Annotated in this window: 14 protein-coding genes and 1 other annotated feature; of the genes, 7 read left to right on the plus strand and 7 right to left on the minus strand. The window is 55.5% G+C overall.

Going from position 1 to position 14,539, the window contains the following annotated elements:
- Nucleotides 1-55 precede the first annotated feature (55 nt).
- Entirely contained in the window at nucleotides 56-1,270 is a 1,215-nt protein-coding gene (locus CE_RS06150) for an IS4-like element ISCef4 family transposase (RefSeq protein WP_011074783.1), read from the minus strand.
- A gap of 31 nt (nucleotides 1,271-1,301) precedes the next feature.
- On the opposite strand from CE_RS06150, the gene CE_RS14850 reads away from it, so the two are divergent.
- Nucleotides 1,302-2,756, plus strand: a complete 1,455-nt coding sequence (locus CE_RS14850) for a DEAD/DEAH box helicase (RefSeq protein ID WP_081462110.1) — start codon at nucleotides 1,302-1,304, stop codon at nucleotides 2,754-2,756.
- Nucleotides 2,757-2,826: 70 nt separating this feature from the next.
- Nucleotides 2,827-4,164: an IS21 family transposase gene (gene istA / locus CE_RS06155; protein WP_011075351.1), complete on the plus strand. Its 1,338-nt coding sequence runs from the start codon at nucleotides 2,827-2,829 to the stop codon at nucleotides 4,162-4,164.
- Nucleotides 4,165-4,167: 3 nt separating this feature from the next.
- Here the strand turns inward: istA and CE_RS06160 are convergent, their stop codons facing one another.
- A complete protein-coding gene (locus tag CE_RS06160) occupies nucleotides 4,168-4,689 on the minus strand; it encodes an IS3 family transposase (protein ID WP_162096718.1) in 522 nt (173 codons plus the stop codon).
- Nucleotides 4,690-4,984: 295 nt separating this feature from the next.
- Between CE_RS06160 and CE_RS06165 the strand changes: the two genes are divergently transcribed.
- Nucleotides 4,985-6,214: an IS110 family transposase gene (locus CE_RS06165; RefSeq protein WP_006770550.1), complete on the plus strand. Its 1,230-nt coding sequence runs from the start codon at nucleotides 4,985-4,987 to the stop codon at nucleotides 6,212-6,214.
- A gap of 30 nt (nucleotides 6,215-6,244) precedes the next feature.
- Here the strand turns inward: CE_RS06165 and CE_RS06170 are convergent.
- The 3 genes from CE_RS06170 to CE_RS06180 form a co-directional block, all read right to left on the minus strand.
- Nucleotides 6,245-7,446, minus strand: a protein-coding gene (locus tag CE_RS06170) for an IS3 family transposase (protein ID WP_173362560.1) whose coding sequence is annotated in 2 segments (ribosomal slippage) — nucleotides 6,245-7,152 and nucleotides 7,152-7,446 — 1,203 coding nt in all. Because the reading frame shifts where the segments join, the coding sequence is not laid out codon by codon here.
- A 24-nt stretch (nucleotides 7,447-7,470) separates the two neighbouring features.
- Nucleotides 7,471-7,848 (minus strand): IS3 family transposase, encoded by a 378-nt coding sequence (locus tag CE_RS15840; protein ID WP_011075354.1) that lies wholly within the window; start codon nucleotides 7,846-7,848, stop codon nucleotides 7,471-7,473.
- Nucleotides 7,810-7,938: a sequence feature (AL1L pseudoknot), on the minus strand. (Overlaps the previous gene by 39 nt.)
- On the minus strand, nucleotides 7,899-8,210 hold the full coding sequence (locus CE_RS06180; RefSeq protein ID WP_006770565.1) for a transposase: 312 nt from the start codon (nucleotides 8,208-8,210) through the stop codon (nucleotides 7,899-7,901). Its footprint overlaps the feature before it by 40 nt.
- Before the next feature lie 52 nt (nucleotides 8,211-8,262).
- On the opposite strand from CE_RS06180, the gene CE_RS06185 reads away from it, so the two are divergent.
- Both CE_RS06185 and CE_RS06190 read left to right on the plus strand, forming a co-directional pair.
- On the plus strand, nucleotides 8,263-8,616 hold the full coding sequence (locus CE_RS06185; protein ID WP_011075458.1) for a hypothetical protein: 354 nt from the start codon (nucleotides 8,263-8,265) through the stop codon (nucleotides 8,614-8,616).
- Nucleotides 8,613-9,428, plus strand: a complete 816-nt coding sequence (locus CE_RS06190) for an ATP-binding protein (protein WP_011075355.1) — start codon at nucleotides 8,613-8,615, stop codon at nucleotides 9,426-9,428. Before CE_RS06185 ends, CE_RS06190 begins: the two co-directional genes overlap by 4 nt.
- Here CE_RS06190 and CE_RS06195 read toward each other — a convergent pair.
- Nucleotides 9,335-10,521, minus strand: a protein-coding gene (locus CE_RS06195) for an IS3 family transposase (RefSeq protein WP_143758376.1) whose coding sequence is annotated in 2 segments (ribosomal slippage) — nucleotides 9,335-10,248 and nucleotides 10,248-10,521 — 1,188 coding nt in all. Because the reading frame shifts where the segments join, the coding sequence is not laid out codon by codon here. The genes CE_RS06190 and CE_RS06195 overlap by 94 nt on opposite strands.
- A gap of 443 nt (nucleotides 10,522-10,964) precedes the next feature.
- Here CE_RS06195 and CE_RS06205 point away from each other — a divergent pair.
- Together CE_RS06205 and CE_RS06215 are read left to right on the plus strand one after the other, a co-directional pair.
- Complete coding sequence (locus tag CE_RS06205; protein ID WP_011075357.1) at nucleotides 10,965-11,777, plus strand: DDE-type integrase/transposase/recombinase; 813 nt, start codon at nucleotides 10,965-10,967, stop codon at nucleotides 11,775-11,777.
- A 24-nt stretch (nucleotides 11,778-11,801) separates the two neighbouring features.
- A protein-coding gene (locus CE_RS06215; protein WP_173362560.1) for an IS3 family transposase occupies nucleotides 11,802-13,003 on the plus strand; the annotation gives its coding sequence in 2 pieces (ribosomal slippage) (nucleotides 11,802-12,096 and nucleotides 12,096-13,003; 1,203 coding nt in all).
- Between the two features lie 30 nt (nucleotides 13,004-13,033).
- Here CE_RS06215 and CE_RS06220 read toward each other — a convergent pair.
- On the minus strand, nucleotides 13,034-14,263 hold the full coding sequence (locus CE_RS06220) for an IS110 family transposase (protein ID WP_006770550.1): 1,230 nt from the start codon (nucleotides 14,261-14,263) through the stop codon (nucleotides 13,034-13,036).
- Nucleotides 14,264-14,539: the final 276 nt, after the last annotated feature.

Consider the following 14,539-nt stretch of genomic DNA (forward strand, 5'->3'; position numbering starts at 1 on the left):
CCTGGCCAGCCAAGACACTGCCCGATCCCATAAACTTCGGGCGGTGTGCGGGTCGTCAGGGGGGAAAAGAGCCCTGGATCACCGAACGACGGGTAAGCTTCAAGGCCTTAACAAATGACACCCGCACCGGAGGGTGCTCACTGGCAGTGGCCGCATCAGCCATCAGTGTCCTGATCGCGTAGTGGCAGCACAGATGCCCCCAGATCTCCTGACGCACCAACTCCGGGGACTTTGACCGCAACACCCTTTCTCGTCCACGCTGATGGGTTTTCAACTCATCGAAAGTGTTCTCGATCTCCCACCGGGCGTGATACGCCGCGATCAGATCCTCCACCGACACCTCATCAGGATCCAACAAGGTGGTCAACAACCGATGCTGCTGGTCGACAATGCCAGCCTCATCGTCACCGGTATCGATGTGGTAGTCCACCACCCGCACCATCCTTGGGGCAACCTGCCGCCACCCCGGCCCACTGCTCGGGGTAATCGTGGCCAACCATGTTCCATCCTCCAGGGTTCGCACATGGTGTGGTTTCACATTGTTCCGGATCCGCCACACCAGATCCGCACCACGGTCCTGGGCGGTAGCCCACCGGTGGAAACTATAAAACCCCCGATCAGCGACCAGTACTGAGCCTGGATCCAGCCGGTCGATCAGTTCATCAGCCAGGGTCGTTTCCCCGGTGCCCAGCCCGCCGATGACCGCGTCCAGGATCGCATGTGATCCACATTCCGCGATCGCCACGACACGGGCCTGCGGGTACCCGGCCTGACCACGTCCGGTGCCGGGACGCCCGAAATGCTCGACATTGGCTGGCGTATCCGGGACATCCAAGGTGGTGCCATCAACAGCCAACAGGCGTTTGCCCGCCAGCCAGGCCCCCTCCCACCCCGGCCGGGCCAATGGTTGGGCAACACGGGCAAACAACGCTGCCATCGGTTCATGTCCCAGCCTGACCCTGGCCTGGAAAATCGCGGAGCGTGACGGAGCAGGTACTGCCTGTTCCTCCCACCTGCAGGCCCAGGACAGTCCATCGGTGAGATCGGCGTAGATATCCTCATAGGATCCATCGGAGTTCAAAGCCATTGTGATGGTGTAATACACCATTACCCGGGAGGGCAGGATGCGGGATCGTTGCTGGGTACGACCGGCCTGCGCGACGACCTCGTCCACGACATCGGCCGGAAACACCCGGGTGAGCAGGCCCACCGAGATTAAATCCGATAACCGACGATCAGTATCAGGTTGTGTCCGTCCATGTCGAGGCATAGCACAACACTACACCCACTAACTTAACGGCATTGCGCTTAAGTCTGGATCCACCCGTGGAAAGAACACAATCATCACTTCCGGTACAGGGTCTGGTAAAACTGAGGCATTCCTTTTGCCGGTGTTAGCTGGATTACTCGAAGAGTCTCGAGAATGGAGCGGTAGTAGAGGTGCGCATAATCGTTGGTGGGAGTCCTATTCGGCTCCCTTTGAATCGCAAAGAGCTGGAGAAACCGGACGTTTAGCTGCAGTTCGAAGCTTAATTCTATACCCTATGAACGCGCTGGTCGAAGATCAATTAACACGACTCCGGAGAACTCTGGACAGTGATGCGGCCCGTGATTGGTTAGACGAGAACCGGGGAGGGCATCGCTTCTACTTCGGTAAGTATACCGGCGCGACTCCTGGCACAGGCGATAGATCTGACAGCTCAGCAAAGAAGCTCCTGCGGGAAGTGTTTGAGCGCCTTGATGAGAGGGCTCACGCAGCTTTAATAGCCGACTCGAAGGAGCCTGAGAAAGAATCCAGGTATTTCGTTCCTCGTCTCGACGGGGCTGAACTGAATTCGCGCTGGGACATGATGGATTTCCCTCCAGATATTTTGATCACTAACTACTCCATGCTCAATGTGATGCTCTTAAGAGAGCAAGAACAGTCGTTTTTCGAGCAAACCCGCAAATGGTTAGAAAATCCACATAATGTGTTCACGATCGTGGTCGATGAACTGCATACATACAGAGGAACCGCTGGTACCGAAGTGGCCTACCTTCTGCGAAATCTGATGAGGCGGCTTGGTTTAGACCGAAAACCATCACAGCTGCGTGTTGTGGCATCATCTGCCTCTTTGGATCCGGGCCGAGATCGCACTTTTATCGAGAGTTTCTTCAATCTCTCGGTCGATTCCTTCGATTTCATTGAGGGAAGCGTGAAGGTACCTGAACCAGAAGCTGCGAAATTGGAATCAGCGCCAGAAGATATCTTGAGGGGAATTTCTAAGCGGGACCCCATTGAGGCGTGCGACTACGCCCGTAGTGAGAAGCTCATTGATCGTATTCGGGTTGCGTTTACCTCTGAAAAACGATTAGGAAAGGCGTTCACACTCAAAGAATTAGGGATTGAGCTCTTCCCAGGATCGAGCGAGAATGAGGCTGTTAGCGCGCTCACTAAGATTTTCAGAGGACTATCAGAGTTTCCAGCCGGAGATGATCCAGGGTTTCGCGCTCACTATTTCTTCAGAAATGTTCCAGGGGTGTGGGCTTGCACGGACCCCTCCTGTAGTGAAATTCCTGGTGGAAGTTATGAAGAAAGAGCAGTAGGTAAGCTCTTTATCGAGCCGGTATCACGTTGTGATTGCGGGGCACGAGTGCTCCAGTTACTTTACTGCCAAAATTGTGGAGAAGTCTGTGTCGGTGCCAAATGGGGTTTTGGGGTACCGGGATTCCGGGGATCGTGGTACCCCATTCTGATCCAGTGGTACCGCAGGTAGAAATAAAGGTGGCGGCTACAGCACATCCGCTGATAGCCGTGACACGCCCCCTTACTTCCATGGAGGAACCATGGCTTCTACCCGGGACATCATCACCGCAGTCCTATTCGGTGATTCCTATACCACCATCAGCACCAGGCTGAAATGCTCGCGCAGAGACATCTCCGCAGCGCATAAGCTCATCGACGCCCATCAGATCACGCTGCACTCACTGAGCCAGATCACCGATGAGGAACTCGAGGAGTGGAAAAATCCCCTCCGTGGGCTGCCGCAAGAATCGAAGTACCTGGCACCAGACTTTGCCACCACCTTGCACCGGCTGAAAACCAATCCGCATCACACCCTCCTGCTGGACTGGCGCTACTACCTCGTCGAAGCAGGCAGTGCAGCTAAACAGCCCTATTCCTACTCGCATTACTGCCAGCGTTTCCATGCCTATGTCGACGCCCATGACCTCTACCGCACGCTGCATCACCAGCCAGGACGCACGATGCAGGTTGATTGGGCAGGCGATACCATCAAGATCACCGACCGGATCACCGGCCAGGCACGCAAGGTGCATTTCTTCACCGCGGTTTTGCCGTACTCATCGATGATGTATGTCCACCCCAGTTTCACCATGGATATCAAGGCCTGGCTGAATTGCCATATCGCTGCACTGCGCTACTTCGGCGGGGCCCCGTTTGTCCTGGTCCCTGACAATGACACCGCAGCGATCTACCGGCCGAAGAAAAACGACCCCGCCCGTGCCGTGAGTGCTGAGTATGAAGCATTGGCCAAGTTCTACAACACTGCCGTGATGCCGACTGATGTCCGAGCCCCGAAACAAAAGGCCGGGGTGGAACGATCCGTTCAAATCGCCTACAGCCGCATCCTGGGGGTGCTGGAAATGGAAGGCCCCTTCCACAGCATCGACCAGATTGAGGACATCGTTGCTGATCAGGTCCATGAGATCAACTACGACATCGTCCGGGTAGATGGGACACGCAGGAACGAGCAATTCCAGGCTGAAGAACGCCACCTGCTGATCCCACTGCCGGATCAGGACTACACCTCCTATGAGTGGAAGGAGCTAAAAGTCCAGCGCAACTACCATATTTCCTGCGATAAGCAGTACTACTCGGTGCCCTGGAAACTTGTGGGATCCACCGTCAAAGCCCGGTTATCCAACACCGACATCACGGTCTTTGCCGGAGATCAGGTTGTGGCTACGCACCGTCGACTCCATGGGCGCTTCGGGCAATATTCCACCCACGCCGATCATGTCCCACCAGCACACCTGGATACTGCAGAGTTGTGGAGTGACCAGTGGTTTATCAACCAGGCACGCCTGGTTGGTCCCGCGACCACCACGGTGATCGAGATGATGATGTCAAGCCCCGGGTTTTGTAGAGGGTCATTTACTTAAATATCAGGCCGCTTGAGCCTGACGTTTCGTCCAGTCCTGGTGTACCTCCCGCGGCGGTCGGTAATCCACAGACGAGTGCAGCCGGCGACTGTTGTACCACCCGATCCACCTTGAGGATTCCACGAGCACATCCGTTAAGGACGGCCAGATCTGCCGATCAATAAGCTCAGCTTTGAACACTGAGTTCAACGCCTCTGCCATGGCATTATCGTAGGAATCACCACGTGATCCAACCGAAGCAACGACGTCAGATTCTGCCAGGGTTTCACCGTAGACAATGCTGCGGTATTGCACTCCACGATCCGAGTGATGAATCAACCCGGAAACGTCCTCACCAGCGCGAAGACGGGCAGATAACCCCATATCGAGTGCATCCCTAGCCAAGGATGCCCGCATGTGATTGGTGATCTGCCAACCGACGATCTCTCGTGAAAAGGCGTCCAACACAAAAGCGGCATATACCCAGCCCTGCGAGGTTGAGATATAGGTAATGTCCGCGACCCACAGCTTGTTCGGTGCATCCACGGGCCCGACCCCCGGAAAGTGGACGCTGATAATGGGAGTACGGGATCGGAGCCATCCGAAATGACCCCAAAGTGGACTGGCCACACTGTGTGCCTTGCTCGTGATCTGTCTTTCGGAGTAGTTCCGGTCCCGTACCGCGATCCGGAGTTTCGGTCATGACCTTATAGGAGCGTGACCGTTTCCGTGACCACCCTGGCAGGTGTCATGGTAGTAGTCCCATCAGCGTCTTGTCTGTCTGAAGCTCCGGATATGTGGATCCCCCGTGTCCCACCGCTTCAGAAAGCCCGTGAACATCATGCCCACACCAACCATTGACCTTGCTGGCCCCGTAGCCGGCATCGATACGCACACCGATACCCACACCGTGGCCATCGTGACCGAGACTGGTAAACATCTGGCGACCGATACCTTTCCCACCACCAGCAACGGATACCAGCAGGTCACCGAGTTCCTCTCAGCTTACAGCGTCGTAGCTGCGGGGATAGAAGGTACTAACTCCTACGGAGCTGGTCTGACCCGGCATCTTATTGGCCATGGACATGTAGTTTTCGAGGTTTTGCGTCCTACCCGTGCCCTTCGACGCCGGGATGGCAAATCAGACCCTGTTGATGCACTCGCCGCCGCCCGGCAGGTGCTCACCGGTCAAGCACTCAGCATCCCGAAAGACACCACCGGGCCAGTGGAGTCACTGCGCATGCTCCAGATTACCCGCCATCAACTGGTCGCCACGGCGGCAAAACTATTGACTCTCATCAAGTCTCTGCTGGTCACGGCCCCCGTGACTGTTCGGCAGCGTTATGCGACGATGACGACCACCACCCTGGTTATGACATTGTCGCGGTGCCGCCCACCCGCAGATGTCACTGATCCCGTCAATGGCACCTTAACCAGTTTGAAGAGCTTGGCTACCACCTACAACATGCTGCGGGCGCAATGCGATGAACTCGATAACAAGATCACCGATCTGGTCGAGGTCATCAATCCCGCGATGACACAAATTTTCGGCTGCAGGGCTGTTACTGCCGCAGAATTGCTGGTGAGCCTCGGTGAGAATCCACAACGGATCCGATCACAGGCTGCGTTGGCTCATCTGTGGGGCGTTGCACCTATCCCGGCGAGCTCAGGGCGGACGAACCGACACCGGTTAAATAGAGGGGGTGATCGCCAAGCCAACGCAGCACTGCACCGCATAGTCCTGGTCAGGATGCGTCACGATGAACGCACCAGGGACTATGTTCAACGTCGAATCAAAGAAGGGTTGTCGAAGAAAGAAATCATGCGGTGCTTAAAACGCGCCATCGTCCGAGAGATCTATCAAGTGCTGTGTCTGGGGCGACCTGTGAGACAATCCAGTGGGTTGCGTAGCGATGAATTCAGAGCTCTGCGCTCGAAAAAAGGGCTTTCACAAACCCAAGTCGCCAAGAAACTTGGATGCGCTCCAGCAAGAATTAGCGATATTGAAACCGGCAAGCGTCGACTATCGGAGTTGAAGTTAACCTACGAAGAATTCCTTAAAACTGCTTGACACACCATAGGAGCATCACGAAGGATTTAATCAGGAAGCAGATTTCAGGATAGCAGGACCACGCTCCTCAAACACCGCAGGGGCGAGATATCTGCACCAGGAATGCCGGCGCACCGTGTTATAGCGGGTACACCAGCGGAAGACGTCCCGGCGACAGAGCAACTGGTTCATGAATGTCTTGGAATCCTGGAGGACTTCCCGCTTCAGTGCTGCGTTGAAGGACTCCGCGAGGGCGTTGTCAGCACTGGTCCCGATTGATCCCATCGACTGCTTAATCCCGAGGTCTTTACAGGCGTCCTGGAATGCGTTCGACGTATAAACACTGCCGTGGTCCGAGTGAAAAATCGCACCCTTGAGGTTTCCGCGCTGGCCCTTGGCCATCAGCAGCGCATCCTGGACCAAGCTCGTGCGCATGTGATCTGCGATAGAAAAACCCACCAACCTGCGGGAATAACAATCAATAACCGTGGCCAGGTACATATTCGACCCATCCGCGATCGGTAGGTAGGTAATGTCCCCGACGTAGAGCTGGTTCGGCTTGTCGGCGGTGAATTTCCGACCGACAAGGTCAGGAAACACTGGTTTCTTCTGATCGGACACGGTGGTGGTGACCTTGCGTTTCTTGGTGTATCCACACAGTTTCAACGAGCGCATGATCCGGGCGACCCGCTTGTGATTCACGGGGTCATGATCTATCTGATCTTTGAGTTCGGCCGTGATCCGTTTGGCCCCGTAGCAACCATTTTCGGCGGTGAAGACAGTCGTGACCCGTGCACCGAGGATGGCGTCGGATATGAGTCGTTTTCTCCGGGCTGAGCTGCTGTTTTTCCATTTGTAATAGGAGGACCTGTTGAGTTTCAGGACTTCACATATCCGCTTAACCGAATGGTTCTTCTGGGCGTCGTCAACGAACTGGAAGCGGATCACCAGTTCGTCTCTTCCGCGAAATATTTGGCTGCTTTCCGCAGGATGTCACGCTCTTCGCGCAGTCGGCTGACTTCCCGTTCTAGTTGGCGGATCCGCTCAGCCTCGGTCACCGACATCGACGAGGGCGACTCCGCGGTGCCGGTTTTGGTGCGCGCACCTGTCCCGTACTTCTTTAACCAGTTATGAAGGGTAGCCCGGTTGATCCCGAGGTCAGCGGCAATGGTCTGAATCGAAGCCCCTGGGGAGTTCTCATACAAGGCGACAGCGTCGCGCTTGAACTCCTCTGTGTAGGTCTTGCTTGGCATGGTGGCAGATTACCTTTCCCAGCATCATGCTGGCATCAGGGTGTCTACCATCCGGGGGTCAGGTCCCACCTCGAAGTCCCGGTCGACCAGATCCACTGGACAATCACCGGCATCTGCGCTGCGTGTGGAGGGTTTCTTCTTCCTTCGTCGGATCCCTCTAAGCCCTTCGATCGCCATGAGTCGTTCCACGGTGCAGCGGGCAACATGGCCAAGGTGGCCTTCACGGTTGATCGCCGCCCACATTTTACGAACCCCGTAACAGGAATAGTTATCCTCGAAAATTTGATGCAACGACTGGCTGATCTGTTTATCCCGGATAGATCTGGCTGATGCTGGCCTGGATTTGAAAGCGTAATAGGTGCTCAGGGCAATTTTCGCAGACGTATTGCGTAACGCCCGCACGATTGGCTCGACCCCGAATTGAGCACGGTAGGTGTCAATGAATTTGACGATTATTTGTGTGGGCGGTCGAGCTCCGCCGCGAAAAAAGCTGAGGCTTTCTTGAGGATGTCGTTGGCGCGTTTGGCTTCTGCTAGTTCTGCCCTTAGCCTGCGGTTTTCAGCTTCGAGGTCAACGGATTGTGCTGGGGTGTCCAGGCCGGTGTCTTTGTGCTTGCGGACCCAGACACGCAGTGCTTCTTTCGAGACGCCGAGTTCGTCAGCGACTCTCCTGACGGCCCCGTGGGCGGTGTCGGGATTAGCTTGGGCGTGGATGACGAGTTCGACGGCGCGTTGTTTAAGTTCGTCGGTGTATTTGATGGGCATGCGAGGGTTTCCTTTTCCAATTTCCTACCCTCCATTAAACCCGGGGCATAACATGATCAATCGGCACGCCCATCATGCCCATGGCTGGTTGGACTGCCAAAACATCCTGAAAACGCTGGGCGGGAAAAGCCGCAGCGGGTTGGAACAGGCCTGCCAAGAGCTTCTTGATGCTGATCTGTACCCGACGTATTCGGTGATCAAAAAGCTGCAGTCATCGATTATCACCAACCGCGATACCCACAAACGCAGCGTTGCTGGATCTGCGCCGACGCCGGCTCCTGATCTGGTGAAACCACAACCAGTCCAGGATCTGGATACGGGTGTGTTTCTGCGCTCATCCAGCGCCTATGAGGTCGATGATATTCCGTCTTTGTCTTTTGATGATGAGCAGGAGGGCAACCAGTGACACTGTTTAATGATGATGATCACGCGTTGTTTCGCAGTCTGCGGGCCAGTAGCTTGGCTAGGGCCTTTGAAGAGATCGTCACCGCCAACATCGATGACGATAATCCTGATGTGCTAACCCCGGAGGAGGCGTTTCGGTTGGCTGGCCAGCAGGTGGCCAGGGATCGAGAGGCTAAACGTATTTCCGAGGCGATTAGGAAAGCGAGGTTTCCTATTATGGATGCCTCGATCGCGGAAATTCGCTATGAACAGGGTCGAAATCTTAATCCGATGACGATGAAGCGTCTGGGTAATCATGATTGGGGTGCAGATCCGACCAACTTGTTGATCTTGTCGCCGACGGGGTCCGGGAAGACGTATCTGACCTGTGCGGTGGGGATTTCTGCGTGCCATAACGGCTATTCGGTGGCGTATTGGCGCATGGATGATCTGGCTAGGCGTTTGGCGGTCACTCGGATCGACACGTTGGAACACGAGGACATGCTGGCAGGCTTGTTTGGTGTTGATGTGTTGATTCTGGATGATTTTCTCACCGTGGGTGTTGATGAACGCACTGCAAGTGACCTGTTTGCGATTCTAGCGAATCGGGAGAATATTCACGCAACGATCATCGGGTCGCAGTCGACTCCGGGGCATTGGTTGGATGTGTTACCGGATAAGAACTCCGGGGATTCCATTGTCAGGGCCCGACCCCCGGATGGTGGACACGGAGGATTTAATCAGGAAGCAGATTTCAGGATAGCAGGACCGCGCTCTTCAAACACCGCAGGCGCGAGATATTTACACCAGGAATGTCTGCGTACCGTGTTGTAACGAGTACACCAGCGGAAAACATCCCGTCGGCAGATCAACTGGTTTATGAATGTCTTGGAATCCTGAAGAACTTCCCGCTTCATCGCGGCATTGAAGGACTCGGCCAAAGCATTATCCGCACTGGTTCCAATTGATCCCATCGACTGCCTGATCCCCAGGTCTTTACAGGCGCCCTGGAATGCATGAGAGGTATACACGCTCCCGTGATCCGAATGAAAGATCGCCCCCTTCAAGTCTCCACGCTGGCCCTTAGCCATGGTCAGTGCATCCTGGACCAAGCTGGTGCGCATATGATCTGCGATGGAAAAGCCCACCAACCTGCGGGAATAACAGTCAATGACCGTAGCCAGGTACATATTCGACCCGTCCGCGATCGGCAGGTAGGTAATGTCCCCGACATAGAGCTGGTTAGGCTTGTCGGCGGTGAATTTCCGACCGACAAGGTCAGGGAACACTGGTTTCTTCTGATCTGACACGGTGGTGGTGACCTTGCGCTTCTTGGTGTAGCCAAACAGTTTGAGTTCACGCATGACCCGCGCAACTCGCTTGTGGTTCACGGGGGTTTGATCGGCCTGGTCCTTGAGTTCGGCCGTGATCCGTTTGGCCCCATAACAACCCTTTTCGGCGGTGAAGACCGTCTTGACCCGGGCACCGAGGAGGGCGTCAGAGATAAGTCGTTTTCTCCGGGCTGAGCTGCTGTTTTTCCATTTGTAATAGGAGGACCTGTTGAGTTTCAGCACCTCGCATAACCGCTTAACCGAATGGTTTTTCTGGGCGTCATCAACGAACCGGAAGCGGATCACCAGTTCGTCTCTTCCGCGAAATATTTAGCGGCCTTCCGCAGGATATCGCGCTCTTCTCTCAGTCGGCTAACTTCCCGTTCCAGCTGGCGGATCCGCTCAGCCTCAGTCACCGAGGCTGGTGAAGGCGTTTCGCTGGGAGTTGCGGTGCCGTATTTTTTTACCCAGTTCGCTAACGTGGCGCGATTGATCCCAAGGTCAGTGGCGATGGTCTGAATCGAAGCCCCCGGGGAGTTCTCATACAAGGCGACGGCGTCGCGCTTGAACTCCTCTGTGTAGGTCTTGCTTGGCATGGTGGCAGATTACCTTTCTGTCCCAGAATGTTGGGATGTTAGGTGTCTACCAAACGGGGGTCAGGTCCTCAACCGTTTATCGAGATCGTCTCGCAAGATCACCTTAGGCACGGTGGATATGCGTGAGATCACCAGTCGGGAGCGGATCGCTGCCCACGATGGTCAGTAGCTAAAAGCACGGCCCTGTCCCTGATGCTGGCGGGTTTCCTGTTTTTGAGGGAGCCTGCCGGTACCACGGGATCAGAACGCAGTACCAGTGCTCCGGAATTGCAGTACCATTTCACCCCATTTGGCAGGTGCCAAATGGGGTTTTGGGGTACCGGGATTCCGGGGATCGTGGTACCCCATTCTGATCCAGTGGTACCGCAGGTAGAAATAAAGGTGGCGGCTACAGCACATCCGCTGATAGCCGTGACACGCCCCCTTACTTCCATGGAGGAACCATGGCTTCTACCCGGGACATCATCACCGCAGTCCTATTCGGTGATTCCTATACCACCATCAGCACCAGGCTGAAATGCTCGCGCAGAGACATCTCCGCAGCGCATAAGCTCATCGACGCCCATCAGATCACGCTGCACTCACTGAGCCAGATCACCGATGAGGAACTCGAGGAGTGGAAAAATCCCCTCCGTGGGCTGCCGCAAGAATCGAAGTACCTGGCACCAGACTTTGCCACCACCTTGCACCGGCTGAAAACCAATCCGCATCACACCCTCCTGCTGGACTGGCGCTACTACCTCGTCGAAGCAGGCAGTGCAGCTAAACAGCCCTATTCCTACTCGCATTACTGCCAGCGTTTCCATGCCTATGTCGACGCCCATGACCTCTACCGCACGCTGCATCACCAGCCAGGACGCACGATGCAGGTTGATTGGGCAGGCGATACCATCAAGATCACCGACCGGATCACCGGCCAGGCACGCAAGGTGCATTTCTTCACCGCGGTTTTGCCGTACTCATCGATGATGTATGTCCACCCCAGTTTCACCATGGATATCAAGGCCTGGCTGAATTGCCATATCGCTGCACTGCGCTACTTCGGCGGGGCCCCGTTTGTCCTGGTCCCTGACAATGACACCGCAGCGATCTACCGGCCGAAGAAAAACGACCCCGCCCGTGCCGTGAGTGCTGAGTATGAAGCATTGGCCAAGTTCTACAACACTGCCGTGATGCCGACTGATGTCCGAGCCCCGAAACAAAAGGCCGGGGTGGGACCTGACCCCCGGATGGTAGACACCCTGATGCCAGCATGATGCTGGGAAAGGTAATCTGCCACCATGCCAAGCAAGACCTACACAGAGGAGTTCAAGCGCGACGCTGTCGCCTTGTATGAGAACTCCCCAGGGGCTTCGATTCAGACCATTGCCGCTGACCTCGGGATCAACCGGGCTACCCTTCATAACTGGTTAAAGAAGTACGGGACAGGTGCGCGCACCAAAACCGGCACCGCGGAGTCGCCCTCGTCGATGTCGGTGACCGAGGCTGAGCGGATCCGCCAACTAGAACGGGAAGTCAGCCGACTGCGCGAAGAGCGTGACATCCTGCGGAAAGCAGCCAAATATTTCGCGGAAGAGACGAACTGGTGATCCGCTTCCAGTTCGTTGACGACGCCCAGAAGAACCATTCGGTTAAGCGGATATGTGAAGTCCTGAAACTCAACAGGTCCTCCTATTACAAATGGAAAAACAGCAGCTCAGCCCGGAGAAAACGACTCATATCCGACGCCATCCTCGGTGCACGGGTCACGACTGTCTTCACCGCCGAAAATGGTTGCTACGGGGCCAAACGGATCACGGCCGAACTCAAAGATCAGATAGATCATGACCCCGTGAATCACAAGCGGGTCGCCCGGATCATGCGCTCGTTGAAACTGTGTGGATACACCAAGAAACGCAAGGTCACCACCACCGTGTCCGATCAGAAGAAACCAGTGTTTCCTGACCTTGTCGGTCGGAAATTCACCGCCGACAAGCCGAACCAGCTCTACGTCGGGGACATTACCTACCTACCGATCGCGGATGGGTCGAATATGTACCTGGCCACGGTTATTGATTGTTATTCCCGCAGGTTGGTGGGTTTTTCTATCGCAGATCACATGCGCACGAGCTTGGTCCAGGATGCGCTGCTGATGGCCAAGGGCCAGCGCGGAAACCTCAAGGGTGCGATTTTTCACTCGGACCACGGCAGTGTTTATACGTCGAACGCATTCCAGGACGCCTGTAAAGACCTCGGGATTAAGCAGTCGATGGGATCAATCGGGACCAGTGCTGACAACGCCCTCGCGGAGTCCTTCAACGCAGCACTGAAGCGGGAAGTCCTCCAGGATTCCAAGACATTCATGAACCAGTTGCTCTGTCGCCGGGACGTCTTCCGCTGGTGTACCCGCTATAACACGGTGCGCCGGCATTCCTGGTGCAGATATCTCGCCCCTGCGGTGTTTGAGGAGCGTGGTCCTGCTATCCTGAAATCTGCTTCCTGATTAAATCCTTCGTGATGCTCCTATGGTGTGTCAAGCAGTTTTAAGGAATTCTTCGTAGGTTAACTTCAACTCCGATAGTCGACGCTTGCCGGTTTCAATATCGCTAATTCTTGCTGGAGCGCATCCAAGTTTCTTGGCGACTTGGGTTTGTGAAAGCCCTTTTTTCGAGCGCAGAGCTCTGAATTCATCGCTACGCAACCCACTGGATTGTCTCACAGGTCGCCCCAGACACAGCACTTGATAGATCTCTCGGACGATGGCGCGTTTTAAGCACCGCATGATTTCTTTCTTCGACAACCCTTCTTTGATTCGACGTTGAACATAGTCCCTGGTGCGTTCATCGTGACGCATCCTGACCAGGACTATGCGGTGCAGTGCTGCGTTGGCTTGGCGATCACCCCCTCTATTTAACCGGTGTCGGTTCGTCCGCCCTGAGCTCGCCGGGATAGGTGCAACGCCCCACAGATGAGCCAACGCAGCCTGTGATCGGATCCGTTGTGGATTCTCACCGAGGCTCACCAGCAATTCTGCGGCAGTAACAGCCCTGCAGCCGAAAATTTGTGTCATCGCGGGATTGATGACCTCGACCAGATCGGTGATCTTGTTATCGAGTTCATCGCATTGCGCCCGCAGCATGTTGTAGGTGGTAGCCAAGCTCTTCAAACTGGTTAAGGTGCCATTGACGGGATCAGTGACATCTGCGGGTGGGCGGCACCGCGACAATGTCATAACCAGGGTGGTGGTCGTCATCGTCGCATAACGCTGCCGAACAGTCACGGGGGCCGTGACCAGCAGAGACTTGATGAGAGTCAATAGTTTTGCCGCCGTGGCGACCAGTTGATGGCGGGTAATCTGGAGCATGCGCAGTGACTCCACTGGCCCGGTGGTGTCTTTCGGGATGCTGAGTGCTTGACCGGTGAGCACCTGCCGGGCGGCGGCGAGTGCATCAACAGGGTCTGATTTGCCATCCCGGCGTCGAAGGGCACGGGTAGGACGCAAAACCTCGAAAACTACATGTCCATGGCCAATAAGATGCCGGGTCAGACCAGCTCCGTAGGAGTTAGTACCTTCTATCCCCGCAGCTACGACGCTGTAAGCTGAGAGGAACTCGGTGACCTGCTGGTATCCGTTGCTGGTGGTGGGAAAGGTATCGGTCGCCAGATGTTTACCAGTCTCGGTCACGATGGCCACGGTGTGGGTATCGGTGTGCGTATCGATGCCGGCTACGGGGCCAGCAAGGTCAATGGTTGGTGTGGGCATGATGTTCACGGGCTTTCTGAAGCGGTGGGACACGGGGGATCCACATATCCGGAGCTTCAGACAGACAAGACGCTGATGGGACTACTACCATGACACCTGCCAGGGTGGTCACGGAAACGGTCACGCTCCTATAAGGTCATGACCGAAACTCCGGATCGCGGTACGGGACCGGAACTACTCCGAAAGACAGATCACGAGCAAGGCACACAGTGTGGCCAGTCCACTTTGGGGTCATTTCGGATGGCTCCGATCCCGTACTCCCATTATCAGCGTCCA

It is taken from the genome of Corynebacterium efficiens YS-314 (assembly GCF_000011305.1).
Classification (GTDB): domain Bacteria; phylum Actinomycetota; class Actinomycetes; order Mycobacteriales; family Mycobacteriaceae; genus Corynebacterium; species Corynebacterium efficiens.